Annotated in this window: 38 protein-coding genes; 37 read left to right on the top strand and 1 reads right to left on the bottom strand. The window is 46.5% G+C overall.

The genetic code is table 11. The features are described from left to right. The first annotated feature begins 44 nt into the window (after positions 1 to 44). The 37 genes from rpsJ to ACTRXF_RS13360 all read left to right on the top strand — a co-directional run bounded on the left by rpsJ (position 45) and on the right by ACTRXF_RS13360 (position 20858). Positions 45 to 356 (top strand): 30S ribosomal protein S10, encoded by a 312-nt coding sequence (rpsJ, locus tag ACTRXF_RS13540; protein ID WP_027847395.1) that lies wholly within the window; start codon positions 45 to 47, stop codon positions 354 to 356. Positions 357 to 399: 43 nt separating this feature from the next. Then, the gene (rplC, locus tag ACTRXF_RS13535; RefSeq protein WP_079475105.1) at positions 400 to 1041 is read left to right on the top strand and encodes a 50S ribosomal protein L3; all 642 of its coding nucleotides are present in this window, start codon (positions 400 to 402) and stop codon (positions 1039 to 1041) included. A gap of 18 nt (positions 1042 to 1059) precedes the next feature. After that, complete coding sequence (gene rplD, locus ACTRXF_RS13530) at positions 1060 to 1683, top strand: 50S ribosomal protein L4 (RefSeq protein ID WP_022794469.1); 624 nt, start codon at positions 1060 to 1062, stop codon at positions 1681 to 1683. Then, on the top strand, positions 1683 to 1970 hold the full coding sequence (gene rplW, locus ACTRXF_RS13525) for a 50S ribosomal protein L23 (RefSeq protein ID WP_022794470.1): 288 nt from the start codon (positions 1683 to 1685) through the stop codon (positions 1968 to 1970). Before rplD ends, rplW begins: the two co-directional genes overlap by 1 nt. A gap of 32 nt (positions 1971 to 2002) precedes the next feature. After that, a complete protein-coding gene (gene rplB, locus ACTRXF_RS13520; protein WP_022794471.1) occupies positions 2003 to 2842 on the top strand; it encodes a 50S ribosomal protein L2 in 840 nt (279 codons plus the stop codon). A gap of 60 nt (positions 2843 to 2902) precedes the next feature. Continuing rightward, positions 2903 to 3181 carry a 30S ribosomal protein S19 gene (rpsS, locus tag ACTRXF_RS13515; RefSeq protein WP_022794472.1) on the top strand — a complete coding sequence of 93 codons (279 nt, stop codon included), beginning with the start codon at positions 2903 to 2905 and terminating at the stop codon, positions 3179 to 3181. A gap of 23 nt (positions 3182 to 3204) precedes the next feature. Further along, positions 3205 to 3546 carry a 50S ribosomal protein L22 gene (gene rplV / locus ACTRXF_RS13510; RefSeq protein WP_022794473.1) on the top strand — a complete coding sequence of 114 codons (342 nt, stop codon included), beginning with the start codon at positions 3205 to 3207 and terminating at the stop codon, positions 3544 to 3546. 3 nt (positions 3547 to 3549) lie between these two features. Continuing rightward, complete coding sequence (rpsC, locus tag ACTRXF_RS13505; RefSeq protein ID WP_462868227.1) at positions 3550 to 4209, top strand: 30S ribosomal protein S3; 660 nt, start codon at positions 3550 to 3552, stop codon at positions 4207 to 4209. A 1-nt stretch (position 4210) separates the two neighbouring features. Next, a complete protein-coding gene (gene rplP, locus ACTRXF_RS13500) occupies positions 4211 to 4645 on the top strand; it encodes a 50S ribosomal protein L16 (RefSeq protein ID WP_022794475.1) in 435 nt (144 codons plus the stop codon). Beyond that, positions 4635 to 4838, top strand: a complete 204-nt coding sequence (gene rpmC / locus ACTRXF_RS13495) for a 50S ribosomal protein L29 (protein ID WP_091616711.1) — start codon at positions 4635 to 4637, stop codon at positions 4836 to 4838. Before rplP ends, rpmC begins: the two co-directional genes overlap by 11 nt. A 23-nt stretch (positions 4839 to 4861) precedes the next feature. Next, entirely contained in the window at positions 4862 to 5128 is a 267-nt protein-coding gene (gene rpsQ, locus ACTRXF_RS13490; protein ID WP_462868226.1) for a 30S ribosomal protein S17, read from the top strand. A gap of 32 nt (positions 5129 to 5160) precedes the next feature. Next, the gene (gene rplN, locus ACTRXF_RS13485; protein ID WP_079475114.1) at positions 5161 to 5529 is read left to right on the top strand and encodes a 50S ribosomal protein L14; all 369 of its coding nucleotides are present in this window, start codon (positions 5161 to 5163) and stop codon (positions 5527 to 5529) included. 47 nt (positions 5530 to 5576) lie between these two features. Continuing rightward, on the top strand, positions 5577 to 5900 hold the full coding sequence (gene rplX / locus ACTRXF_RS13480; protein WP_079475115.1) for a 50S ribosomal protein L24: 324 nt from the start codon (positions 5577 to 5579) through the stop codon (positions 5898 to 5900). A gap of 31 nt (positions 5901 to 5931) precedes the next feature. Then, positions 5932 to 6471 carry a 50S ribosomal protein L5 gene (gene rplE / locus ACTRXF_RS13475; protein WP_022794480.1) on the top strand — a complete coding sequence of 180 codons (540 nt, stop codon included), beginning with the start codon at positions 5932 to 5934 and terminating at the stop codon, positions 6469 to 6471. A 64-nt stretch (positions 6472 to 6535) separates the two neighbouring features. Beyond that, the gene (gene rpsH, locus ACTRXF_RS13470) at positions 6536 to 6934 is read left to right on the top strand and encodes a 30S ribosomal protein S8 (RefSeq protein WP_079475117.1); all 399 of its coding nucleotides are present in this window, start codon (positions 6536 to 6538) and stop codon (positions 6932 to 6934) included. A gap of 32 nt (positions 6935 to 6966) precedes the next feature. Further along, positions 6967 to 7503, top strand: coding sequence for a 50S ribosomal protein L6 (rplF, locus tag ACTRXF_RS13465; RefSeq protein WP_474263643.1), 537 nt, complete (start codon positions 6967 to 6969; stop codon positions 7501 to 7503). Positions 7504 to 7548: 45 nt separating this feature from the next. Next, complete coding sequence (rplR, locus tag ACTRXF_RS13460) at positions 7549 to 7908, top strand: 50S ribosomal protein L18 (protein ID WP_298788702.1); 360 nt, start codon at positions 7549 to 7551, stop codon at positions 7906 to 7908. Between the two features lie 20 nt (positions 7909 to 7928). Beyond that, the gene (gene rpsE, locus ACTRXF_RS13455) at positions 7929 to 8429 is read left to right on the top strand and encodes a 30S ribosomal protein S5 (RefSeq protein WP_022794484.1); all 501 of its coding nucleotides are present in this window, start codon (positions 7929 to 7931) and stop codon (positions 8427 to 8429) included. Between the two features lie 13 nt (positions 8430 to 8442). Then, positions 8443 to 8628, top strand: coding sequence for a 50S ribosomal protein L30 (rpmD, locus tag ACTRXF_RS13450; RefSeq protein WP_022794485.1), 186 nt, complete (start codon positions 8443 to 8445; stop codon positions 8626 to 8628). A gap of 35 nt (positions 8629 to 8663) precedes the next feature. Continuing rightward, positions 8664 to 9104, top strand: a complete 441-nt coding sequence (gene rplO, locus ACTRXF_RS13445) for a 50S ribosomal protein L15 (RefSeq protein ID WP_298788697.1) — start codon at positions 8664 to 8666, stop codon at positions 9102 to 9104. After that, positions 9104 to 10396: a preprotein translocase subunit SecY gene (secY, locus tag ACTRXF_RS13440; protein ID WP_322527237.1), complete on the top strand. Its 1293-nt coding sequence runs from the start codon at positions 9104 to 9106 to the stop codon at positions 10394 to 10396. Before rplO ends, secY begins: the two co-directional genes overlap by 1 nt. 70 nt (positions 10397 to 10466) lie before the next feature. Further along, the gene (locus ACTRXF_RS13435) at positions 10467 to 11120 is read left to right on the top strand and encodes an adenylate kinase (protein WP_022794488.1); all 654 of its coding nucleotides are present in this window, start codon (positions 10467 to 10469) and stop codon (positions 11118 to 11120) included. A gap of 251 nt (positions 11121 to 11371) precedes the next feature. Further along, positions 11372 to 11680, top strand: a complete 309-nt coding sequence (locus ACTRXF_RS13430) for a KOW domain-containing RNA-binding protein (RefSeq protein ID WP_022794489.1) — start codon at positions 11372 to 11374, stop codon at positions 11678 to 11680. Positions 11681 to 11683: 3 nt separating this feature from the next. Next, positions 11684 to 11902, top strand: a complete 219-nt coding sequence (infA, locus tag ACTRXF_RS13425; protein ID WP_022794490.1) for a translation initiation factor IF-1 — start codon at positions 11684 to 11686, stop codon at positions 11900 to 11902. Positions 11903 to 11972: 70 nt separating this feature from the next. Beyond that, positions 11973 to 12086 (top strand): 50S ribosomal protein L36, encoded by a 114-nt coding sequence (gene rpmJ / locus ACTRXF_RS13420; RefSeq protein ID WP_084687350.1) that lies wholly within the window; start codon positions 11973 to 11975, stop codon positions 12084 to 12086. 18 nt (positions 12087 to 12104) lie between these two features. Continuing rightward, positions 12105 to 12473, top strand: coding sequence for a 30S ribosomal protein S13 (rpsM, locus tag ACTRXF_RS13415; protein ID WP_022794491.1), 369 nt, complete (start codon positions 12105 to 12107; stop codon positions 12471 to 12473). A gap of 26 nt (positions 12474 to 12499) precedes the next feature. Then, positions 12500 to 12895 (top strand): 30S ribosomal protein S11, encoded by a 396-nt coding sequence (gene rpsK / locus ACTRXF_RS13410; protein ID WP_022794492.1) that lies wholly within the window; start codon positions 12500 to 12502, stop codon positions 12893 to 12895. A gap of 131 nt (positions 12896 to 13026) precedes the next feature. After that, positions 13027 to 13971 carry a DNA-directed RNA polymerase subunit alpha gene (locus ACTRXF_RS13405; RefSeq protein ID WP_022794494.1) on the top strand — a complete coding sequence of 315 codons (945 nt, stop codon included), beginning with the start codon at positions 13027 to 13029 and terminating at the stop codon, positions 13969 to 13971. Between the two features lie 36 nt (positions 13972 to 14007). Next, positions 14008 to 14367, top strand: coding sequence for a 50S ribosomal protein L17 (rplQ, locus tag ACTRXF_RS13400; RefSeq protein ID WP_022794495.1), 360 nt, complete (start codon positions 14008 to 14010; stop codon positions 14365 to 14367). A gap of 136 nt (positions 14368 to 14503) precedes the next feature. After that, positions 14504 to 15307, top strand: coding sequence for an energy-coupling factor transporter ATPase (locus ACTRXF_RS13395; RefSeq protein WP_474263647.1), 804 nt, complete (start codon positions 14504 to 14506; stop codon positions 15305 to 15307). Positions 15308 to 15311: 4 nt separating this feature from the next. After that, positions 15312 to 16187, top strand: coding sequence for an energy-coupling factor transporter ATPase (locus ACTRXF_RS13390; protein ID WP_474263649.1), 876 nt, complete (start codon positions 15312 to 15314; stop codon positions 16185 to 16187). Next, positions 16180 to 16977, top strand: a complete 798-nt coding sequence (locus ACTRXF_RS13385) for an energy-coupling factor transporter transmembrane component T family protein (protein WP_474263651.1) — start codon at positions 16180 to 16182, stop codon at positions 16975 to 16977. The genes ACTRXF_RS13390 and ACTRXF_RS13385 overlap by 8 nt, the downstream gene beginning before the upstream one ends. A 19-nt stretch (positions 16978 to 16996) precedes the next feature. Further along, positions 16997 to 17734 carry a tRNA pseudouridine(38-40) synthase TruA gene (gene truA, locus ACTRXF_RS13380; RefSeq protein ID WP_474263653.1) on the top strand — a complete coding sequence of 246 codons (738 nt, stop codon included), beginning with the start codon at positions 16997 to 16999 and terminating at the stop codon, positions 17732 to 17734. Positions 17735 to 17804: 70 nt separating this feature from the next. Then, positions 17805 to 18539 (top strand): hypothetical protein, encoded by a 735-nt coding sequence (locus tag ACTRXF_RS13375; RefSeq protein WP_474263655.1) that lies wholly within the window; start codon positions 17805 to 17807, stop codon positions 18537 to 18539. Between the two features lie 222 nt (positions 18540 to 18761). Further along, entirely contained in the window at positions 18762 to 19199 is a 438-nt protein-coding gene (rplM, locus tag ACTRXF_RS13370) for a 50S ribosomal protein L13 (protein ID WP_322527231.1), read from the top strand. A gap of 20 nt (positions 19200 to 19219) precedes the next feature. Continuing rightward, the gene (gene rpsI / locus ACTRXF_RS13365) at positions 19220 to 19612 is read left to right on the top strand and encodes a 30S ribosomal protein S9 (protein WP_091616686.1); all 393 of its coding nucleotides are present in this window, start codon (positions 19220 to 19222) and stop codon (positions 19610 to 19612) included. A gap of 193 nt (positions 19613 to 19805) precedes the next feature. After that, positions 19806 to 20858: a P-loop NTPase gene (locus ACTRXF_RS13360; RefSeq protein ID WP_462868219.1), complete on the top strand. Its 1053-nt coding sequence runs from the start codon at positions 19806 to 19808 to the stop codon at positions 20856 to 20858. A 48-nt stretch (positions 20859 to 20906) separates the two neighbouring features. Here ACTRXF_RS13360 and ACTRXF_RS13355 read toward each other — a convergent pair whose 3' ends face one another. After that, positions 20907 to 21764 carry an HAD family hydrolase gene (locus ACTRXF_RS13355; RefSeq protein ID WP_474263657.1) on the bottom strand — a complete coding sequence of 286 codons (858 nt, stop codon included), beginning with the start codon at positions 21762 to 21764 and terminating at the stop codon, positions 20907 to 20909. Positions 21765 to 22145 lie beyond the last annotated feature (381 nt).

Genomic DNA, 22145 nt, shown 5'->3' with positions numbered 1-22145 from the left:
TCGCGGAGTATGTCTGTAAAATCGGACGAGAAGGAGGGCTTTTAATGGCAGCTAATGAAAAAATTCGTATTCGTTTAAAAGCGTATGATCACAGAGTGTTGGATCAATCCGCTGAAAAGATTGTAGACACGGCAAAACGTTCTGGTGCAGGTGTTTCTGGACCGATTCCATTGCCAACAGAGAAATCTGTTTATACAATTCTTCGTGCTACGCACAAATTTAAAGATGCTCGTGAGCAATTTGAAATGCGTACACATAAACGTTTAATCGACATTTTAACGCCAACGCCACAAACGGTAGATTCGCTTATGCGTTTAGATCTACCATCGGGTGTAGACATCGAAATCAAATTATAATAACAAATATATGAAAATCAAAATTTATTAGGAGGTGTGACTCATGGCCAAAGGAATCTTGGGTAAAAAACTCGGCATGACGCAACTGTTTAAAGAAAACGGCGAACTGCTTCCAGTTACGGTCATTGAAGCAGAGCCAAACGTTGTGCTTCAAAAGAAAACTACTGAGTCCGATGGATACGAAGCTATTCAGCTAGGTTTTCACGACAAAAAAGAAGCACGCGCAATCAAACCGGAAAAAGGACATGCTGAGAAAGCAAACACGACCCCCAAGCGCTTCGTTAGAGAAATCCGCGGGACAAACCCAGAGGATTACGAGGTTGGTCAAGAGGTCAGTGTAGCAACATTTGCAGAAGGAGATATCGTAGACGTCACTGGGAAATCCAAAGGGAAAGGGTTCCAGGGTGCTATCAAGCGCCATAACCAATCCCGCGGACCAATGACGCACGGCTCCCGTTTCCACCGTGCCCCTGGTGCGATGGGCGTTATCGACCCTAACCACGTATTGAAAGGCAAAAAGCTCCCTGGACGTATGGGTAACAACACGGTTACAGTACAAAACCTGGAGATTGTTAAAGTAGATACCGAGCGCAACGTGCTTTTAGTTAAAGGCAATGTTCCTGGTGCGAAACGCAGCTACGTAACAGTACAGAACGCTGTGAAAGCAAACACTGAAAAAGCATAATAGAAAGGAGGGCGCAAGATGCCAACAGTAGATTTACTAAACCAAACCGGTTCCCGCGTAGGAGATATCGAATTAGCAGACACTGTCTTCGGTATTGAACCAAATGAGCACGTCCTGTATGACGCAGTAATCATGCAGCAAGCATCGTTACGACAAGGAACGCACAAAGTGAAAAACCGTTCCGAACGCCGCGGTGGCGGACGCAAGCCATGGCGCCAAAAAGGCACAGGCCGTGCCCGTCAAGGTTCCATCCGTTCCCCGCAATGGGTGAAAGGTGGTATCGTGTTCGGTCCGACGCCAAGGTCTTACGGCTATAAGCTTCCGAAAAAAGTTCGCCGTCTGGCTATCAAATCAGCACTCGCAAGCAAAGCACAGGAAAATGATCTTGTCGTGCTTGATGAGCTGAAGTTTGATGCTCCGAAAACGAAAGAGATGGTTAAAGTACTTTCTTCTCTTTCCATTGATACGAAGGTATTGATTGTTACCGGCAACGACGATGAAACAGTCGGTCTGTCTGCACGCAATCTTCCTAACGTAACATTCCTCACGGCAAGCAGTGTAAACGTCCTGGACGTTGTGAAACATGACAAATTGGTTATGACACAGGACGCCGTGAAGAAAGTAGAGGAGGTGTTCGCATAATGGAAGCACGTGACCTAATTAAAAAACCCGTTATTACAGAACGCTCCGCTGACTTGATGGACGAAAAGAAATACACGTTTGAAGTAGACGTGAAAGCTAATAAATTCCAAATCAAAAACGCGGTTGAAGAAATCTTTGATGTTCAGGTAGAGAAAGTAAATACAATGAACAAAAAAGGTAAATTCCGTCGTTTTGGCCGTCATGAAGGGTACAAACCCAACCGTAAAAAAGCGATCGTGACGCTTACAGCAGATAGCGAAGATATTGAATTCTTCGAAGGTGCTTAATTAACAAATAGATACGAAGGAGGGTAATGAGCATGGCTATCCAAAAGTATAAACCGACCACAAACGGCCGCCGTCACATGTCGGTAAACAAGCACAGCGAAGTCACTTCAGAAACACCAGAACGTTCGCTGCTTGAACCGCTTCATAAAAAAGGCGGTCGTAATAACCAGGGTCGTATGACCAGTCGTCACCAGGGCGGCGGGCATAAACGTCAATACCGTGTTATTGACTTTAAACGTAATAAAAACGACGTACCAGGTAAAGTTGCTGAGATCGAGTATGACCCAAACCGTTCAGCAAATATCGCGCTTATCAACTACGTTGATGGCGAAAAACGGTACATCCTTGCTCCAAAAGGGTTGAAAATCGGTCAGGAAATCATGGCTGGTTCGAGTGCAGATATCAAACTTGGTAACGCATTGGACCTTCGTGATATTCCGGTAGGTACTGTTATTCATAACATCGAATTGAAGCCAGGCCGCGGCGGACAGCTCGTTCGTTCCGCTGGAGCAGAAGCCCAGGTTCTTGGTAAAGAAGGCAAGTACGTACTCGTGCGTCTTCGTTCCGGTGAAACCCGTCTAATCCTCGCTTCCTGCCGTGCAACTGTCGGTCAGGTTGGAAACGTAGAGCATGAGCTGGTGAACATCGGTAAAGCCGGACGTTCCCGTTGGTTAAACAAACGTCCACACGTTCGTGGTTCCGCAATGAACCCTAGCGATCACCCACACGGTGGTGGTGAAGGCCGTGCGCCAATCGGACGCGTTGCACCTGTATCCCCTTGGGGTCAGCCTGCAGTTGGCTATAAAACAAGAAAACGCAATAAAGATTCCAATAAATATATCGTGCGTGGCCGTCGCCGTAAGAAAAAATAATAAAAAGATGAAGCTGCGGTTCTCCGGAATCGCAGGTTAATCGCGAAAGGAGGTTCTCTCATGGGTCGTAGTTTAAAAAAAGGACCTTTCGTCGACTTGCACTTGATGAATAAAATCGAGAGACTAAACGATTCGAACAATAAAGAAGTTATTCGTACCTGGTCACGCCGTTCCACAGTATTCCCGGAATTTGTCGGCCATACGATTGCAGTGTACGACGGACGCAAGCACGTACCTGTTTATGTATCTGAAGATATGGTAGGCCATAAGCTTGGTGAATTCGCACCAACTAGAACGTTTAAAGGCCATAAAAATGACGATAGAAAAACGAAAAGATAAGACCTGAGGGGAGGTAAAGAAACATGGAAGCAAAAGCAGTAGCAAAGCAGATCCGTATCGCCCCCCGCAAGGCTCGTCTTGTGATAGACCTAGTCCGGGGAAGATCCGTCGGAGAAGCTATTGCCATCCTTAAGAACACGCCAAAATCGGCGTCTCCGATTGTTGAGAAAGTTATTAACTCTGCTATCGCCAACGCAGAGCACAACTATGAGATGGAACCAGAAAATCTTTACATCAGCCAAGCATTCGTAGACGAGGGAGTAACACTCAAACGTTTCCGCCCACGTGCAATGGGGCGCGCAAGCCGCATTAACAAACGTACGAGTCACATTACTGTAATCGTCGAAGAAAAAAAGGAGGGATAACGCGTGGGACAAAAAGTTAATCCTATCGGACTTCGTGTTGGAGTCATCCGTGATTGGGAATCGAAATGGTATTCGGAAAAAGAATACGCGACTTTGCTTCATGAGGACTACAGAGTGCGCCGTCACATCGAAACGAAGCTCGTTGACGCTTCTATTTCTACTGTGGAAATCGAACGTGCGGCAAACCGTGTGAATATTACGATCCATACTGCGAAACCAGGAATGGTTATCGGCCGCGGTGGCTCGGAAGTGGAAGCACTCCGTAAAGACTTGAACAACCTGACTAACAAGCGGGTTCACATTAACATTGCAGAAATAAAGCAGGCAGACATGGATGCCCGTCTCGTAGCGGCAAACATTGCCCGCCAGCTTGAAAATCGTATTTCTTTCCGTCGTGCAATGAAACAGTCTATTCAGCGTACGATGCGCGCAGGAGCAAAAGGGATCCGGACAGAAGTAAACGGACGCTTAGGCGGCGCAGACATCGCCCGCTCTGAAAGATACAGTGAAGGAACAGTACCTCTCCATACGTTGCGTGCAGATATTGATTACGGCACTGCAGAAGCAGATACAACGTACGGTAAACTGGGTGTAAAAATCTGGATTTATCGAGGAGAAGTCCTTCCAACGAAAGGAACGAACAAAGAGGAAGGAGGCAACTAATATGTTATTGCCAAAACGCGTAAAGTATCGTCGCGAACACCGTGGCAAAATGAGAGGCCGTGCAAAAGGCGGCAAAGAAATCACTTTTGGCGAGTACGGACTGCAGGCAGTGGAAGCTTCCTGGATCACGAACCGCCAGATCGAATCTGCACGTATCGCTATGACTCGTTATATGAAACGTGGCGGTAAAGTCTGGATCAAAATCTTCCCGGACAAGCCATACACAGCGAAGCCCCTCGAAGTCCGCATGGGTTCCGGTAAAGGTTCTCCTGAAGGCTGGGTAGCTGTTGTAAAACCAGGAAAGATCATGTTTGAAATTGCCGGGGTTAACGAAGAAATTGCCCGTGAGGCTTTGAGACTTGCAGCTCACAAGTTACCGATTAAAACGAAATTTGTGAAACGCGAAGAAGTGGGTGGTGAGGCAAATGAGAGCTAATGAATTGAGAGATCTAACCACAGTAGAAATCGAAGACCAAACAAAAAGCCTGAAAGAAGAACTTTTTAACCTTCGTTTTCAATTAGCGACTGGTCAGTTGGAAAATCCCGCCCGCATCCGTACTGTAAGAAAAGATATTGCACGTGCCAAAACCGTGTTGCGTGAACGTGAACTCGGGATGAACAAAGGCTAAAAGGAAAAGGAGGTTAAACCAATATGGCTGAAGAACGTAACAACCGTAAGGTTTATAACGGCCGCGTGACATCCGATAAAATGGATAAAACGATTGCTGTTGTTGTTGAAACTTATAAAAAAGACCCGTTGTACGGCAAACGTGTCAGAGACTCCAAAAAGTTTAAAGCCCACGATGAAGAAAACACTGCAAAAGTTGGCGACATCGTCCAGATCATGGAAACCCGCCCGCTTTCGAAAGACAAGCGTTTTCGTCTCGTGAAAGTAATAGAAGAATCAGTTATTCTTTAAATCGTTTTTAAAGAAAGGAGGTACCGTGACTTATGATCCAACAAGAATCACGCTTAAGAGTAGCGGATAACTCTGGTGCCCGCGAAGTACAGTGCATAAAAGTTTTAGGCGGTTCCGGCCGTAAAACTGCTAATATCGGTGATATGATTACATGCTCTGTCAAACAAGCAACACCAGGGGGCGTTGTCAAAAAAGGCGAAATAGTTCAGGCAGTTATTGTACGTTCCCGCAGCGGCGTTCGCCGTCCAGACGGTTCTTACATTCGCTTTGACGAAAACGCAGCTGTAATCGTACGTACGGACAAAGGACCACGTGGAACACGTATCTTTGGCCCAGTAGCAAGAGAGCTTCGTGATGAGCAGTATATGAAAATTATCTCCCTTGCACCGGAAGTTCTGTAATACAAATATCATGCGAAGTCGTGATGTCCCGTTAAGGAGGTGCGAAAATGGCCCAAAATAAGCTTCATGTTAAACAGGGTGAAAAAGTAAAAGTAATCAGCGGCAAGGATAAAGGCAAAGAAGGCGTTATCCTTAAAGCAATGCCTGCACAGGAACGTGTAATCGTCGAAGGTGTTAACATCGTGAAAAAACATGCGAAGCCTTCCCAGGAAAACCCACAAGGCGGTATCTTAAACCAAGAAGCTGCCATTCACGTATCAAACGTTATGCCGCTTGATCCGAAATCCGGCGAACCAACACGTGTTGGTCACAAGGTAGAGAACGGCAAAAAAGTACGTGTCGCCAAAAAATCAGGTGAAGCCCTGAACTAAGTAAGACAAAGGACGAGAGGAGGTCACACGAATGAACGCTTTAAAAGAAAAGTATCAAACATCAATCGTACCGAGTCTGCACGAGAAATTCGACTACTCTTCCGTAATGGGAGTACCGAAGGTTGATAAAATTGTTATTAACATGGGTGTTGGGGAAGCAGTACAAAACCCTCGCTCATTGGATAAAGCAGTAGAAGAGCTGGAAGCAATCAGCGGGCAGAAGCCTTTGATTACAAAAGCAAAACGTTCTATTGCAGGATTTAAACTTCGTGAAGGTATGCCAATCGGTGCAAAGGTAACTTTGCGCGGAGCACGTATGTATGACTTCCTGGAGAAATTAATCCACGTCACGCTTCCACGTGTCCGTGACTTCCGCGGTGTGTCAAACAAAGCATTTGACGGCCGTGGCAACTACACGCTTGGTGTACGCGAACAATTGATCTTCCCGGAAATTTCCTACGATCAGGTAGAAAAAGTACGCGGAATGGATATCGTTATCGTTACTACTGCTTCTACTGATGAAGAATCTTACGAGCTGCTCGATCAAATGGGCATGCCATTTCAAAAATAAATTATTCACGTAAACGCCGGCAGGCGCCGGCGCACGACCCCGTAACTGGGAGGGAGGTATTCAAATGGTCATGACAGATCCGATTGCTGATATGCTTACTCGTATCCGCAACGCAAACATGGTGAACCACGAGAAAGTAGAATTTCCTGCATCGAACCTTAAAAAAGAAATCGCTGAAATCCTCAAGCTGGAAGGTTTCATTCGCGACGTTGAATATGTCGATGATAAAAAACAGGGAATGATCCGCTTATTCTTAAAAACAGGTACGGAAAACAAGAAAGTTATTTCCGGTATCAAACGTATCAGTAAACCAGGTCTCCGTGTTTATGCAGGATCCAACGAGGTTCCTAAAGTGCTGGGCGGACTTGGTATCGCAGTGATTTCTACATCTAAAGGTGTTATGTCTGATAAAGAAGCAAGAAAACAAAACGTTGGCGGCGAAGTACTCGCATACGTTTGGTAATAAAATCGTTATAAAGAACGGAGGTGTGCAATATGTCTCGTATTGGCCTGAAACCAATCGAAATTCCAGAAGGCGTAACAATCGCTAAAGAAGGAAATACAGTAACAGTTAAAGGACCAAAAGGTGAATTGAGCCGTGATCTTCACCCGGTTATTACTGTGAATATTGGAGAGTCGGAAGTGACTTTTGAACGCCCTTCTGACAATAAAACGTACCGTTCGCTTCATGGTACGACCCGAAGCCTTGTAAACAACATGGTAGAAGGTGTAACAAAAGGGTACGAAAAGAACCTCGAGCTCGTCGGCGTAGGTTACCGTGCGCAAAAGACTGGCGAGAAGTTAGTGTTAAACGTTGGTTACTCCCACCCGGTAGAATTTGTTTCCGAGGAAGGAATCGATATTGAAGTACCTTCTAACACGAAAGTGACCGTCCGCGGTATTGATAAAGAACGCGTCGGGGCAGTAGCTTCCAACATTCGCTCTGTGCGTCTTCCTGAACCTTACAAAGGCAAAGGAATCCGCTACGAAGGTGAAGAAGTTCGCCGTAAAGAAGGTAAAACGGGTAAATAATCGGTTAATTAACATCGCAACAAGCACGAAAGGAGGAACTGTACGATGGCTCAAGCAACAAGTTATGAAAAACGTAAGAAACGCCATATGAGTATCCGCCGCAAAATCAGCGGCACACCAGAACGTCCTCGTCTGAACGTTTTCCGTTCTGCAAAGCATATCTATGCGCAGCTGATTGACGACGAAGCAGGAGTGACTCTGGCAGCAGCATCGACAATGGAGAAAAATTCCGGAATCGAAAATGGCGGCAATAAAGAGGCAGCCCGCAAAATCGGAGAAACTCTCGCCAAGCGTGCTACAGAAAAAGGCTATGACACAGTCGTTTTTGACCGGGGTGGATTTGTTTATCACGGCCGTGTTCAAGAACTCGCTGAAGCAGCCCGCGAGAACGGACTAAAATTCTAAAAAGTAAGGGAGGGACAAGAATGCAAAGTATTGATCCGAATAAACTGGAGCTTGAAGAACGTGTTGTAACCATCAACCGTGTCGCAAAAGTTGTAAAAGGTGGACGTAACTTCCGCTTTGCAGCACTCGTAGTAGTTGGAGACCGTAACGGCCACGTCGGCTTTGGCCAGGGTAAAGCTATTGAAGTACCAGAAGCAATCCGTAAGGCGGTAGAAAACGCTAAAAAGGACCTTGTACAGATTCCGATCGTAGGAACAACTATTCCACACGAAATCACTGGTCACTTCGGCGCAGGCAACGTTCTATTGAAGCCTGCATCTGAAGGTACTGGGGTAATCGCTGGAGGACCGGTACGTGCCATCTTAGAGCTTGGCGGCGTACAGGACATTCTGTCGAAATCTCTCGGTTCCAACAATCCTATTAACATGGTTCGCGCTACTATCAACGGATTAACTTCTTTGAAAACAGCTGAAGAAGTAGCTAAATTGCGTGGTAAGAGCGTCGAAGAATTGTTAGGATAAGGGGGGAAAGCAAATGGCCAAACAATTGGAAATCACCCTTACCCGCAGTATGATCGGGCGCCCGGAAGAACAACGTGTTACAGTCCGTACACTTGGTTTGCATAAAATCAACCGTACGGTAGTAAAAGAAGACAATCCTGCAATCCGCGGTATGGTGAACAAAGTAGCTCACCTGCTGACGGTAAAAGAACTGAACTAATAAATTTCATTCCTAAATGACAGGGAGGTGGCAACATGAAACTCCACGAACTTCAGCCTGCAAAAGGCAAAAACAAACAGCGTAACCGTGTAGGCCGCGGGCCGGCTTCCGGCAACGGCAAAACTTCCGGCCGCGGACAAAAAGGGCAGAACGCCCGTTCCGGCGGTGGTGTACGTCCAGGTTTTGAAGGTGGGCAGAACCCTATCTTCAAGCGTTTGCCAAAACGCGGCTTTACGAATATTAATCGTAAAGAGTACGCTATTGTTAATGTGGAAACGCTCAACAGCTTCGACAACGGTACAACAGTAACTCCAGAAGCGTTGCTTGAAAAAGGCGTAATCAGCAAGTACAAAGATGGCGTGAAAATTTTAGGCGACGGCAAGTTGGAGAAAGAGCTTCAGGTGCACGCGAACAAGTTCTCTGCTTCAGCAGTGCAAGCAATTGAGGCAGCAGGCGGAAAAACCGAGGTGGTCTAATGTTCCGCACGATTATCAACATGTTTCGTGTGAGTGACATTCGAAACAAGGTGTTGTTCACCTTAGCCATGTTGATTATATTTCGGATCGGAAGTTTTATTCCGGTGCCTGGAACAAACCGCCAGGTGCTAAATTTCTCTGATGAAGCAAGTGCATTTGGCTTTTTAAACACGTTTGGAGGCGGGGCGCTGTCGCAGTATTCCATATTTGCGATGGGCGTCATGCCATACATTACCGCTTCAATTGTGGTACAATTGCTTCGTATGGATGTTGTGCCTAAATTTTCAGAATGGGCAAAGCAGGGGGAAACAGGAAGACGGAAACTGAATCAGTTCACCCGTTATTTTACTATTGTTCTTGCGTTTGTTCAGGGACTTGGAATGTCAGTTGGGTTTAACAACTATTTTCCAGGGCTTATTCCGGACCCAAATGCTGCAAAGTATATATTTATTGCGTTGATAATGACAGCCGGCACGGCTTTTTTAATGTGGCTTGGTGAGCAAATCACTGCAAAAGGTGTGGGGAACGGTATCTCTATCCTGATCTTTGCCGGTATTGCGGCGGGTATTCCTAATGGAATCAACCAAATTTATGCGACGCAGATCGAGGATGCTGGCGGAGAGTTATATATAGGCATTATCACTATAGCGCTTCTGGCAGTAGCAGTTCTTGCTATTATTGTAGGCGTCATTTTTGTACAGCAGGCGCTGCGCAAAATTCCTATTCAATACGCAAAACGAACTGTTGGACGGAGCCCGGTTGGCGGCCAGTCGACACATCTTCCTTTAAAAGTAAACGCTGCAGGGGTTATCCCGGTAATTTTTGCTTTGGCGTTATTTATTTTTCCGCCAACAGCAGCGAGCTTTATTGGGGAAGAGAATGCGATTGCCAACTGGATTGTAAATAACTTTGATTATACGCAGCCTATAGGAATGGTCGTATATGCAGCTTTAATCATTGCGTTTACGTACTTTTATGCCTTTGTGCAGGTGAATCCCGAACAAATGACGGAGAACCTGAAAAAGCAGGGTGGCTACATTCCCGGCATACGCCCAGGGTTTGCCACTGAAAAGTACATCCGGCGGACGCTCTACAGGCTTACATTCGTCGGAGCCCTGTTTTTAACCGTGGTTGCCATCATTCCAGTCTTTTTCATCACACAGATGGGTCTCCCACAGTCGATTCAAATTGGCGGTACAGGCCTTCTAATCGTTGTAGGGGTTGCTTTGGAAACGATGAAGCAAGTAGAAAGCCAGTTAGTTAAACGGAACTATCGCGGTTTCATTAAATAGAATTGGCCTCGAAGACGAAGCTCGCCTATGCCGCTTCCCTTCGGGTAAAATAGTCGTTGGAGGAGATAGCGTGAATCTGATATTGATGGGGCTGCCGGGTGCTGGAAAAGGCACGCAGGCTGCAACAATTAGTGAAGAATACAATATTCCCCACATTTCTACTGGGGATATGTTCCGCACAGCCATTAAAGAAGAGACCGAGCTTGGCAGACAGGCAAAGTCTTACATGGATGCTGGTGATTTAGTTCCAGACGAAGTCACAAACGGTATTGTTGAAGAACGTTTGCAGAAAGAAGACTGCCGAAACGGATTTTTGCTCGATGGTTTTCCTAGAACTCCGGCGCAGGCTGGTGCACTGGAAAAAATGCTGGCGGATATGGGCAGGCAGCTCGATTACGTACTGAACATCGATGTTCCAAAAGAAAAACTTGAAGAACGTCTTACCGGCCGTCGCGTTTCCCCTTCTTCAGGCAGGACTTATCACGTGATTTACAATCCGCCGAAGCAGGAAGGGATTGACGATGTAGACGGAAGTGAACTCGTTCAGCGCGATGATGATAAACCGGAAACGGTTAAGCGCCGTTTGGAAGTAAACATTGAACAGCAGCAGCCGCTGATTGATTTCTATGAAGAAAAAGGATATCTCCGTAACATCGATGGAGATCAGGATATAGATAAAGTATTTCATGACATTGAAGCACTCTTGAAAGACCTTCGTGCATGATTGTTTGTAAAACGGGTCGGGAACTCGTTATAATACGGGAAGTGCGATGTGGCAGAAGCGTTTCATAAGTAACGCGGAGCCCATCGGATACGACCCGGGAACATGATGCAATACCATCATTTTAGGGGTACACTGAATTTGCCTAGAGCAAACACGTATACACCCTCTCCGATGGTTGGACAACCTGGTCCGTTTATTACGGTTTCAGGTTGCTAAATCCTAACGAAGCCTAAGGAAAAGAGGATGCATGCATGAAAGATTCGGAGTCAAGGCGACCCGATCTGGGACAAATCGTTCGAGTGACCCGGGGGCGCGAAGCTGGTCAGTACGCGGTAGTAATCGATGTGCTGGATGATAAGTTTCTGATGCTGGCGGACGGGGAAAGACGAAAGTTCGATCGGGGAAAGAAGAAAAACACGTCCCACGTAGAATTGCTTTCGTATATTTCGCCGGAGGTACAGTCGAGTTTAATAGAAACCGGCCGAGTGACTAACGCGAAAATCCGGCACGCTCTTTACACCTTTTTTGAACAAGAAGCCTTATTTGAAAAGGAGAATTAATTCATGGCTAAAGATGATGTTATTGAAATGGAAGGTACGGTGGTTGAGCCTCTTCCAAACGCTATGTTTCGTGTCGAGCTTGAAAATGGACACAAAATTTTAGCGCATGTTTCCGGTAAGATTCGTATGCACTTTATCCGGATTCTTCCTGGTGATAAAGTAACTGTAGAAATTTCACCGTACGATCTTTCCCGCGGACGTATTACGTACCGCTACAAATAGACCCGCAAGTTCATTCTTGAGCACTCTTACCAATGCATGGCATGCATGCAGTGAAGGAGGTAAATGGAAAATGAAAGTAAGAGCTTCCGTTAAAAAGATTTGTGACAATTGTAAAGTTATTCGCCGTAAAGGTTCGGTAATGGTAATTTGCTCGAACCCGAAGCATAAACAAAGACAAGGATAATAAAAAGGAGGTGCCCGCATGGCACGTGTTGCAGGAGTAGATATTCCGCGTGATAAGCGTATTGCTATTTCACTCACTTACGTATACGGCATCGGCAAATCGCTTGCAGTTCAGGTTCTGAACGAAGCTGACGTTGACCAAAACACCCGTGTGCGTGATTTAACTGAAGACGAACTCGCCCGTATCCGTACGGCTATTGATAACAACCATACGGTAGAAGGGGATCTTCGCCGTGAAACGTCCCTCGACATCAAACGCTTGATGGAGATCGGAAGCTATCGTGGAATCCGTCATCGTCGTGGACTGCCGCTTCGCGGACAAAACACGAAGAACAATTCCCGTACCCGTAAAGGTCCGCGTCGTACAGTAGCAAACAAACGTAAATAATTTATTCATAAAGGAGGTTACCTATTATGGCAAAAGCAAAGTCGAACGCACCACGTAAACGCCGTCAGCGCAAGAATATAGAGTCGGGTGTGGCTCATATCCGCTCGACGTTTAACAACACGATTGTAAACATTACGGACGTCCAGGGAAACACACTTGCATGGGCAAGCGCTGGAGTGCTTGGTTTCAAAGGTTCCCGTAAATCCACTCCATTCGCAGCTCAAATGACTGCAGAAACAGCAACAAAAGCTGCAATGGAACACGGATTGAAAAGCGTAGAAGTTACAGTGAAAGGTCCAGGAGCTGGACGTGAAGCTGCAATTCGTTCCCTTCAGGCAACCGGTGTAGAAGTTACGGTCATTCGTGATGTTACGCCAGTACCTCATAACGGGTGCCGCCCGCCAAAACGTCCACGTGCATAACTGAAAGCGAACATGACTATTGCAAAGGATTCAGGCTGGAAGGAGTGCTTTTGCATTTCGCTTTCCTGTTTTCCTTACTTTCCGGCACCGGCTGCCGGATGTACGACGTTTGAAGGAGGGTACGCAAACAAATGATCGAAATTGAAAAGCCTAACATTGAAGCGGTCGAAGTGAGCGAAGATGCCAAGTTTGGCAAATTTGTTGTTGAACCATTGGAACGTGGTTATGGTACTACCCTGGGGAATTCCCTGCGTCGTATTCTTTTATCCTCGTTACCGGGAGCAGCGGTTTCTACGGTTCAAATCGATGGGGTTCTTCACGAGTTTTCTACGATTGAAGGCGTACTTGAAGACGTAACAACCATTATTTTGAATTTGAAAAAGCTTGCTTTAAAGGTGTACTCTGATGATGAAAAAGTGCTTGAAGTGGATGTGCAGGGAGAAGGTACGATATCTGCACGGGACATCACGCACGACAGCGACGTGGAAATTCTAAATCCGGATCTTCACATCGCTACGTTATCAAAAAACGCCAACCTGCATATGCGCCTTACCGCTCATCGCGGACGCGGTTATGTCCCGGCTGAGGGAAACAACAGCGACGACCTTCCAATCGGTGTCATTCCCATTGATTCTATTTATACGCCGGTCGAGCGCGTAAATTACCAGGTGGAAAATACCCGTGTCGGACAGATTACCAACTACGATAAGTTAACGTTGGATGTCTGGACAGACGGCAGCATCCGTCCCGAAGAGGCAGTATCCCTTGGTGCAAAAATCATGAATGAGCACTTGAATATCTTTATCGGCCTGACCGATCAGGCACAGAATGCGGAGATTATGGTGGAAAAAGAGGAAGACCAAAAAGAAAAAGTGCTTGAAATGACAATTGAAGAGCTTGATCTTTCGGTCCGTTCTTATAACTGCCTGAAACGCGCAGGCATCAATACTGTGCAGGAGCTGACGCAGAAGTCAGAAGAAGATATGATGAAAGTCCGCAACCTCGGACGCAAATCGCTGGAAGAAGTTCAGGAAAAGCTCGGTGAGCTCGGCCTCGGATTGCGCGAAGAGGACTAATCATAAATATTTGTTTGATCAAAGGAGGGAATTGTAATGCCATACTCAAAGCTTGGACGCGACACATCGGCAAGAAAAGCGCTCTTTCGTGATTTGACTACCGACCTTATTATTAACGGCCGGATCGAAACAACTCACGCAAAAGCGAAGGAAGTACAGCCGATCGCAGAAAAAATTATTACTCTTGGAAAACGTGGAGATTTGCACGCCCGCCGTCAGGCAGCTGCATTCGTTCGCAAGGAAACAGCTAATGAAGAAGGCCAGGATGCTGTTCAGAAGCTGTTCTCTGAAATCGGTCCTCGTTACGAAGACCGTCAAGGCGGATACACGCGCGTACTGAAACTCGGACCGCGCCGTGGAGACGCTGCTGAAATGGCTATTATCGAACTTGTATAAACGGGAAGCCCTCGTTTATACATTTCTTTCATTTGCAAATGAAGGTAACATGTAAAAGAGGCAGGACGATGTCTGTAAAGACTGCGTCTTGCTTTTTTTCTATGCAAAAATCGAACATTAAAGGGAGGGGAGAGGCATGGCGATTATCGAACTCCAGAATCTTGAATATCAATACGAGGAAAGCGACGAAAAGGTGTTGAAAGGATTAAATAAAAAGATTCATAAAGGGGAATGGCTTTCGATTATAGGAGCCAATGGTTCCGGGAAATCGACACTCTCCCGTCTCTTTAACGGCCTTTCCCAGCCGACCGGAGGGGCTGTTCTTGTGCTGGGTAAAAAGACAACAGATGAGAATTCTCTGCAAATGATTCGGCGGGAAGTGGGGATGGTTTTCCAAAACCCTGAGCATCAGTTTGTGGCTCCGACGGTGCGTGACGATATTGCTTTTGGAATGGAAAACGCCGGAATTCCGCGAGAAGTAATGCTCGAACGCATTGACGAAGTCAGCCGCTGGGTAAACATCGGGCATATTTTACATATGGAGCCGCACCGCCTGTCGGGAGGCCAGAAGCAGCGGGCGGCGATAGCCGGAGTTCTTGCTTTACGTCCTCAGGTGATGGTGTTTGATGAATCGACCTCCATGCTTGACCCGAATGGCAGAAAAGAAATTTTGGAAACAATGAACCGGCTGTGCCGCGAATCGGGCATCACAATCGTATCGATTACTCATTATCTTGAAGAAGCCTTTATGTCCGACCGTATTTGGTTCATGAAAGCAGGACGAATCGAAAAAGATGTAACTACGGCCAGCATCCCGGATCAGCTGGAATGGATGGAGGCAGAAGGGATGCCCCTTCCGTATAAATATCAGCTTTACAGAGAAGCAAAGAAGCGGAGGATCGATATACGAACGCTCCGTACCATGGTTGAAGGAGAGTAGCAGCATGGATGTGAATTTTCAAAACGTAAGCCATGTGTATATGAAAAAAACGCCGTTTGAAACATTAGCACTTAAAAACATAGATGCCTGCTTCCGCTCTTCTTCAGTGACGGCTGTTATTGGGCGTACCGGCTCCGGGAAATCAACACTTGTGCAGCACATCAATGGACTGCTTAAGCCGTCCGCCGGCGTGGTAACAGTAGGGGATTACCAGCTGGAAGCCAAAACAAAGCGAAAAATGGTCAAAGCGGTGCGGAGTCATGTAGGAATGGTGTTTCAGTATCCCGAGCACCAGCTGTTCGAGGAAACCGTCGAAAAAGATTTATTGTTTGGGCCGAAAAATAAGGGAATGGACATAGCGGAGATACAAAAGAAGCTTCCAGAATTGCTGCAGCAGGTGGGGCTTAGTGAAACACTGCTGGAGCGCTCGCCGTTCGAGCTGAGCGGGGGGCAGATGCGGAGGGTAGCAATAGCCGGGGTGCTTGCCACCAACCCGGACATTCTTATTCTGGACGAACCAACTGCTGGTCTCGATCCCCAGGGACAAAAAGAAATTCTGGAGCTATTTATGAACTGGCAGCTTATGTATCAGCCGACAACGATTATGATTACGCATCAAATGGAGGAGGCGGCTGCATTTGCTGAGTACATGTATGTGATGGAGGATGCAGAGATCAAAATGCAGGGAGAACCGGAAGCCATTTATGCCCAGCGGGAAAAGCTGCAGGGAATGGATTTGGATATCCCGGAGCAGGTACGGGTGCTTCAGCAGATTGAACGGGACAGCGGCATCCGCTTCCCCCATTATAAGCTTTCTCCGGCAGAAGCTGCAGATTACTGGGAGCAGGCCGTTCAGAACGGAGAGGTGCCACATGTTTGAAAATGTCATAATCGGCCAGTATCTGCCGGGGCGCTCCTTTCTTCATCATATGGATCCCCGGGCGAAGATTGCCGCCGTATTGTTTTTAATCATTGTAGTTTTTCTCGTGAACAGCTGGAATGGATATGCGCTTTTCGGAGCGGCGGCGATAGCCGTTTATTTTCTTTCCGGAGTGCCATTTCGATATATCCGCAAGGGAATGTTTCCGGTATTTATTTTAGTGATATTAACATTTTTTCTGCACGCTTTTTTTACAAGAGAAGGAGACATCCTCTTTTCGATCGGTATATTTTCGTTTTATGAGGAAGGCATCCGCCAGGGACTGTTTATTTCTCTTCGCTTGCTGCTGCTCGTGTATTTCACGTCGCTTTTAACGCTGACAACGAGCCCGATTGACCTTACAGATGCATTAGAGCAAATGTTTTCCCCGCTCGAGCGCTTTAGGTTTCCCGCCTACGATGTGGCGATGATGATGTCGATTGCGATCCGGTTTATTCCTACGCTCCTGCAGGAAACAGAAAAAATTATTAAAGCCCAGACGGCCCGCGGCGCTGATTTTAACAAAGGCTCCATGCGGGACCGGATGCAGGCATTTGTTTCTCTTCTAGTGCCGTTATTTGTACGTGCCTTCCGCCGGGCGGAGGATTTGGCCTATGCTATGGAGGCCCGCGGCTATAACGGAGGAGAAGGGCGGACAAAGCTCCGTCTGCTCGTGTGGGGCTGGAGAGATACTTTATGCTGCGTTCTGATCGCGGCATTTGGAGTTATTTTATTGTTTTTACGCCAGTAAACGAAAGGAGGAAAGTCCAATGCCTAGAGTGAAAGCAACAGTAGCGTATGATGGTACGTTTTTTGAAGGCTGGCAGGTGCAGCCGGGCCGCCGGACGGTCCAGAGAGAAATCGAGGAGGCGCTCCAGAAAATGCACAAAGGTGTCCATGTGCCAATCCATGCTTCAGGCCGGACGGATTCAGGTGTGCATGCAAAAGGCCAGGTATTCCATTTTGATTCTCCGCTGCAGCTGCCGGAGCACAAATGGGGAAAGGCCCTTGAATCCTTTCTGTCAAAAGATATCCACGTCTGGCACTCCGCGTATGCCAATGAAGATTTCCACGCACGTTTTGACGCAGTGGAGAAAGAGTACCGGTACTGCGTGCTGCTGCGTAAGGAGCGTGACGTGTTTCGCCGAAATCATGCCTTTTATTACCCATATCCAACGGACGTTGAAGCTGTGCAGAAGGCAGTCCGCTACATTGAAGGGGAGCACGACTTTTCCTCCTTTTGCGCTGCCAATACCGACGTGAAGGAAAAAACCCGCACGGTATACAAAGCAGATGCTACGCTAGACGGGGAGGAGCTGTGGTTTACGTTCCGCGGGTCGGGCTTTTTATACAATATGATTCGCATTGCTGTAGGAACGCTTCTCGAAATAGGAAAGGGCAACCGTTCCCCTGAAGAAATGAAATCTATTATTGAAGCGAAGGAGCGGGCTGCTGCCGGTAACACGGCCCCCGGCCACGGTCTGTATCTTTGGAAGGTGAATTACTGACAGATGAAAGTATTTATCCAGGCCGGTTATAAAAAGCAGTAGTGGGTAGAAAATTAAGGGAGCTGAGGTTATGACGTTTGTAAGTTTTCTGTTCGTCCTGGTTTTTGCTGCTGTCCATGCTGCGGTTAAATTTGTCGGACGTATATCCAACGCAGGTCGCCGCAAGCTGATTTCGATTTCCGGTGGAGTAGCGATCGCTTACGTGTTTTCTATCACTCTGCCAAATTTGAGCACTTCTCAAAAGCAGATTGACAGCCAGACCAGTACTGCTTTTTTAGAAACGGTAAATAATGATGCTTACCTGGTGGCTATGGGAGGCCTGCTTTTAACCTATGCCCTTGAAAAGGTTGCTCATTCATTTCATCGGGAAGACAGCGTGAGGGATCGTCTTCGGAGCGGGAACCTCTACTTTTTAATTCCGCTTACATTTTATACATTGTTTAATGTTATCGTAGGCTACCTGCTGCTTCATGGCCAAATGGGCACAGCAAAGGAAACTGTCTTTTATTTCGCTGCCCTTTCGGTCTATCTGTTAACCTCAGATATCAGCATGCGCTCCATCAATCATCGTCTCTTTGATAAATTTGGCCGGTGGCTTTTAGTAGCGGGAGTTTTAGCAGGCTGGCTCTTTGGATTGCTCATTGATTTAAAGGACGAGTGGGTCTCAGTTATCTATGCGTTTATTTCCGGGGGTATTATTTATCAGGTAATGCAGGAAGAAATACCTCAGCACCGGAAGAGCACGTTCCGGTATTTTGCCGCAGGCTGCGCACTGTACACAGTACTCTGGCTGGTCGTGCGTTAACAGTCTTTAAGGCCAGCTGAAAGCGTAGCCGGCTACGGAAAAAATTGATTATAAAAAAACAACGTTTCCTGGTGTTTTAACATTGACATTTGGCCCCTATTATTATACGATGTTATTTGGCATTTCACGTCCCACTGCCCCGGGATACGGAATGATGAGCGTAAATATGACAAGTGATCGATGATATAATCGGCAGAGAATTGATTTAGGAGGGAAACAACTATGCGTACGACATACATGGCTAAGCCAGGCGACGTAAAACGCAAATGGTACGTAGTAGACGCACAAGGCCAGACACTCGGACGTCTTGCCAGTGAAGTCGCTGCAATCCTTCGCGGTAAAACAAAGCCACAATATACCCCGCACATTGACGTTGGGGATAACGTGATTATTGTTAATGCAGAAAAAATCCACTTAACCGGGAAAAAACTTTCTCAAAAGTATTATCACCGTCACAGCGGTTATCCGGGTGGACTGAGATCTACACGCGCAGACGACATGCGCCGTGAGAAACCAGAAAAAATGCTCGAAATTGCTATTAAAGGCATGCTTCCGAAAAATACTCTTGGCCGCGAACAAGGCAAGAAGTTATTCGTATACGAAGGCCCAGAGCACAAACACCACGCACAACAACCAGAAGAACTGCAGCTGCGCGGTTAAAATAAAAGGAGGGACTACATTTGGCACAAGTACAATATTACGGTACTGGACGCCGGAAAAACTCATCGGCTAGAGTTTTTCTTGAGCCAGGCGATGGAAAAATCACTGTAAACGACCGTGAACTCGACGAGTATTTCAACCTTGAAACATTGAAGCTTGTTGTAAAGCAGCCACTCGCTGCTACAGGCACGGAAGGTTCTTATGACATTAAAGTAACTGTAAGAGGCGGCGGTTTCACCGGCCAGGCTGGTGCTATTCGTCACGGAGTAGCGCGCGCTCTCTTGAAAGTAGACCCGGATTTCCGTCCTACACTGAAATCTGAAGGCTACCTGACTCGTGACGCACGTATGAAAGAACGTAAAAAATACGGTCTCAAATCAGCACGTCGTGCGCCACAGTTCTCGAAGCGTTAATTCATCTCTTTACCCGGAAACTCCTTCTGCATTCAGCAGAGGGGGTTTTCTTTTTGTATTGTTTGCTTGTATATAGAGAAAAACAGCAGGTTTTAGTTGTAAACGTTTGAAATATGCTTCTTAAAAACGGTATGCTAGATAAGGAATGTTTCCAATAGTTACAGCTATAGTCTAGAGAAGGAAGGTGTGCAATGTGATTACAGAAGAACAGGTGCGCGAAGCACTTCAGTCCATAGAAGATCCTGATCTGGGGAAGCCGATTGTTGAAACCGGCGGCATCCGCAGTATCAGTGTCAAAGATGACAGCAAAGTGCGTTTAAAAATAGCATTGGCAAAGACTGGTACTCCCGAACAAATGCAGATGCAGCAGCAGGTAGTGGATACGATCAAAGAGGCCGGGGCCGACTCAGTAGGACTCCGCTTTGAGACTCTTGAACCCGAAGAAGTAGAAAAAGCCGGAGGCCTAAAAGGGGAAGAAGGACCGAAGATTTTATCCGAGGATAACAAAACTCAGTTTATTACCATTGCAAGCGGTAAAGGCGGAGTTGGTAAATCTACGGTTACAGTAAATACAGCTGTGGCGCTGGCCCGTGCCGGAAAAAAAGTAGGTATTATTGACGCAGACATTTACGGCTTCAGCGTACCGGACATGATGGGCATTGAAGAACGGCCGAAAGTACAGGATGAACGGATCTATCCGGTAGAGCGTTTCGGCGTTAAAGTCATTTCGATGGGATTCTTTGTAGAGGATAACGCTCCGGTAGTATGGAGAGGCCCGATGCTCGGAAAAATGCTGAACAACTTCTTTAACGAAGTGGAGTGGGGAGACCTTGATTACCTGCTCTTGGATCTTCCGCCGGGTACAGGGGATGTGGCACTCGATGTTCACACTACCCTGCCGGAAAGTCAGGAAATTATCGTCACTACGCCGCACCCGACGGCAGCATTTGTAGCAGCCCGTGCCGGAGCAATGGCGATAAAAACCAATCACCGTGTATTGGGTATTATTGAAAACATGGCTTATTATGAAAGCCGCAGCGGTGAGAAAGAATATGTCTTTGGTGAGGGCGGGGCAGACCGCCTGTCTGATGAGTTAAAGGTTGGCATTCTTAGCCGCATTCCATTGGGACAGCCGCTTGAAGATGATAGTGTGTTTGCCCCATCTGTTTATCAGCCGGAACATCCAATCGGTGAGCTTTATGATGAATTGGCGTCAACTATTATGAACAAAGTGCCTGTTGAATAGCAGTCAATAAACAGAAGCCGCCCGCAGATATCTGCGGGCGGCTTTTTTCTATTTATTGTATTGGATGAGATTTTCCATCGGCTGCTGCAGAGATGGAACAGTATAAATATATTTAGAAGGAGAATCAGCTAAAGGGCCTATATGAATGCCTTCAATCCCGAGCAGAACGCCGGGCATTACATCATTCATTAAGTTATCCCCAATGACCATCGTTTCCTGGGGGCTCACCCGGTACTCCTCCAATAATTTTTCGTAATGATCTTTCGTTTCGGCTGGTTTGTTGGCAGAAGTAATTCTAGTGTAGGGAGGAAGCAGATCATGAAGGTTTAATTGCTGTAAAATAGATTCTGCATCTTCATCGTCGCTATTGGTAACTAACACCATCTGCTTGCCGTTAGATTGAAGCCATTGCAGGCCGGACCGAAGCGAAGGAGTCTGGGAAAGCTGGAAGGACTCAGATGACATATATGTTTTTGTTTCCACGTAAGCGGCGTAGGCTTCTTCTTTCGAAACTCCGAAATGTCTGGCAGTAGCATGGGGAGGCCACCATCCGTCCCCGATAGCTATTTTTCTGTCAAAGTCAAAAGAAAGGTTCTTATACTCTTCCGCCCAAACAGAAGGTTTTATTTCTCTCCCGCTCCAATTGACGACTCTTACTGGTTGGGTGGTGACCGGGTCGAGGTAGAGAATCCGGTCGTTTTCTGCATCATATGCTGTACCTATCTGCAGATCACGTTCACCGTTTTGAACAGCTTCGTACTCGGAGAAAAACGCAGGCCGGTCTTTGTCTGCAATAAAAGCAGCCAGCCGTTCAGCATAATAATCAAAGTGTTCAGTATCCTCATATAGAGTGCCATCCAGATCAAAAATCAATAATTCTTTATCATTCCAATGAATATCGGCCAACGTTCAATTCTCTCCTTTCTTCCATTACATACCACTAGAATAGCATAAAATCCGAAGCAGTTAGTAATCAGAATGCAAAGGAAAGGCCTATAAAAGGTCTTATGGAATGAATAGCTAATTATACGTTAATTTATTTCTGCATTTTTTAAAAGAAATTATAAAAAATTGTTGACCGCTTAGAGCCACGGTGATATATTTATACATGCGCTTCCGAGAGAGGCGAAAAAACAGCAGCCGGAAATAATATATTTCTTAAAAAGTTGTTGACTTTCACTTACCTACTTGGTATGATAGTAATTGTCGCTTTGAGCGGCAGATCGTTCTTTGAAAAGGAAAGACAAGCCAGAGCCCCAATCAAAAGCAACACATTTTTAGGGCATT

It is taken from the genome of Marinococcus sp. LNHM3E3-2.2, from assembly GCF_056034385.1.
This window is presented reverse-complemented; position numbering and strand designations above follow the sequence as displayed.

Bases quoted from the DNA above. Each gene is read 5' to 3' on its own strand.
- rpmJ (WP_084687350.1), top strand. From the start codon at position 11,973: ATGAAAGTAAGAGCTTCCGTTAAAAAGATTTGTGACAATTGTAAAGTT.
- ACTRXF_RS13405 (WP_022794494.1), top strand. From the start codon at position 13,027: ATGATCGAAATTGAAAAGCCTAACATTGAAGCGGTCGAAGTGAGCGAA.
- rplF (WP_474263643.1), top strand. From the start codon at position 6,967: ATGTCTCGTATTGGCCTGAAACCAATCGAAATTCCAGAAGGCGTAACA.
- ACTRXF_RS13390 (WP_474263649.1), top strand. From the start codon at position 15,312: ATGGATGTGAATTTTCAAAACGTAAGCCATGTGTATATGAAAAAAACG.
- rpmC (WP_091616711.1), top strand. From the start codon at position 4,635: ATGAGAGCTAATGAATTGAGAGATCTAACCACAGTAGAAATCGAAGAC.
- rplB (WP_022794471.1), top strand. From the start codon at position 2,003: ATGGCTATCCAAAAGTATAAACCGACCACAAACGGCCGCCGTCACATG.
- truA (WP_474263653.1), top strand. From the start codon at position 16,997: ATGCCTAGAGTGAAAGCAACAGTAGCGTATGATGGTACGTTTTTTGAA.
- rpsS (WP_022794472.1), top strand. From the start codon at position 2,903: ATGGGTCGTAGTTTAAAAAAAGGACCTTTCGTCGACTTGCACTTGATG.
- rplM (WP_322527231.1), top strand. From the start codon at position 18,762: ATGCGTACGACATACATGGCTAAGCCAGGCGACGTAAAACGCAAATGG.
- rpsE (WP_022794484.1), top strand. From the start codon at position 7,929: ATGCAAAGTATTGATCCGAATAAACTGGAGCTTGAAGAACGTGTTGTA.
- rpsQ (WP_462868226.1), top strand. From the start codon at position 4,862: ATGGCTGAAGAACGTAACAACCGTAAGGTTTATAACGGCCGCGTGACA.
- ACTRXF_RS13385 (WP_474263651.1), top strand. From the start codon at position 16,180: ATGTTTGAAAATGTCATAATCGGCCAGTATCTGCCGGGGCGCTCCTTT.
- rpmD (WP_022794485.1), top strand. From the start codon at position 8,443: ATGGCCAAACAATTGGAAATCACCCTTACCCGCAGTATGATCGGGCGC.
- rplN (WP_079475114.1), top strand. From the start codon at position 5,161: ATGATCCAACAAGAATCACGCTTAAGAGTAGCGGATAACTCTGGTGCC.
- ACTRXF_RS13430 (WP_022794489.1), top strand. From the start codon at position 11,372: ATGAAAGATTCGGAGTCAAGGCGACCCGATCTGGGACAAATCGTTCGA.
- ACTRXF_RS13375 (WP_474263655.1), top strand. From the start codon at position 17,805: ATGACGTTTGTAAGTTTTCTGTTCGTCCTGGTTTTTGCTGCTGTCCAT.
- rplE (WP_022794480.1), top strand. From the start codon at position 5,932: ATGAACGCTTTAAAAGAAAAGTATCAAACATCAATCGTACCGAGTCTG.
- ACTRXF_RS13395 (WP_474263647.1), top strand. From the start codon at position 14,504: ATGGCGATTATCGAACTCCAGAATCTTGAATATCAATACGAGGAAAGC.
- rplX (WP_079475115.1), top strand. From the start codon at position 5,577: ATGGCCCAAAATAAGCTTCATGTTAAACAGGGTGAAAAAGTAAAAGTA.
- rplO (WP_298788697.1), top strand. From the start codon at position 8,664: ATGAAACTCCACGAACTTCAGCCTGCAAAAGGCAAAAACAAACAGCGT.
- rplW (WP_022794470.1), top strand. From the start codon at position 1,683: ATGGAAGCACGTGACCTAATTAAAAAACCCGTTATTACAGAACGCTCC.
- rpsK (WP_022794492.1), top strand. From the start codon at position 12,500: ATGGCAAAAGCAAAGTCGAACGCACCACGTAAACGCCGTCAGCGCAAG.
- rplP (WP_022794475.1), top strand. From the start codon at position 4,211: ATGTTATTGCCAAAACGCGTAAAGTATCGTCGCGAACACCGTGGCAAA.
- secY (WP_322527237.1), top strand. From the start codon at position 9,104: ATGTTCCGCACGATTATCAACATGTTTCGTGTGAGTGACATTCGAAAC.
- rplR (WP_298788702.1), top strand. From the start codon at position 7,549: ATGGCTCAAGCAACAAGTTATGAAAAACGTAAGAAACGCCATATGAGT.
- rpsH (WP_079475117.1), top strand. From the start codon at position 6,536: ATGGTCATGACAGATCCGATTGCTGATATGCTTACTCGTATCCGCAAC.
- rplV (WP_022794473.1), top strand. From the start codon at position 3,205: ATGGAAGCAAAAGCAGTAGCAAAGCAGATCCGTATCGCCCCCCGCAAG.
- rplD (WP_022794469.1), top strand. From the start codon at position 1,060: ATGCCAACAGTAGATTTACTAAACCAAACCGGTTCCCGCGTAGGAGAT.
- rpsM (WP_022794491.1), top strand. From the start codon at position 12,105: ATGGCACGTGTTGCAGGAGTAGATATTCCGCGTGATAAGCGTATTGCT.
- rplC (WP_079475105.1), top strand. From the start codon at position 400: ATGGCCAAAGGAATCTTGGGTAAAAAACTCGGCATGACGCAACTGTTT.
- rpsJ (WP_027847395.1), top strand. From the start codon at position 45: ATGGCAGCTAATGAAAAAATTCGTATTCGTTTAAAAGCGTATGATCAC.
- rplQ (WP_022794495.1), top strand. From the start codon at position 14,008: ATGCCATACTCAAAGCTTGGACGCGACACATCGGCAAGAAAAGCGCTC.
- infA (WP_022794490.1), top strand. From the start codon at position 11,684: ATGGCTAAAGATGATGTTATTGAAATGGAAGGTACGGTGGTTGAGCCT.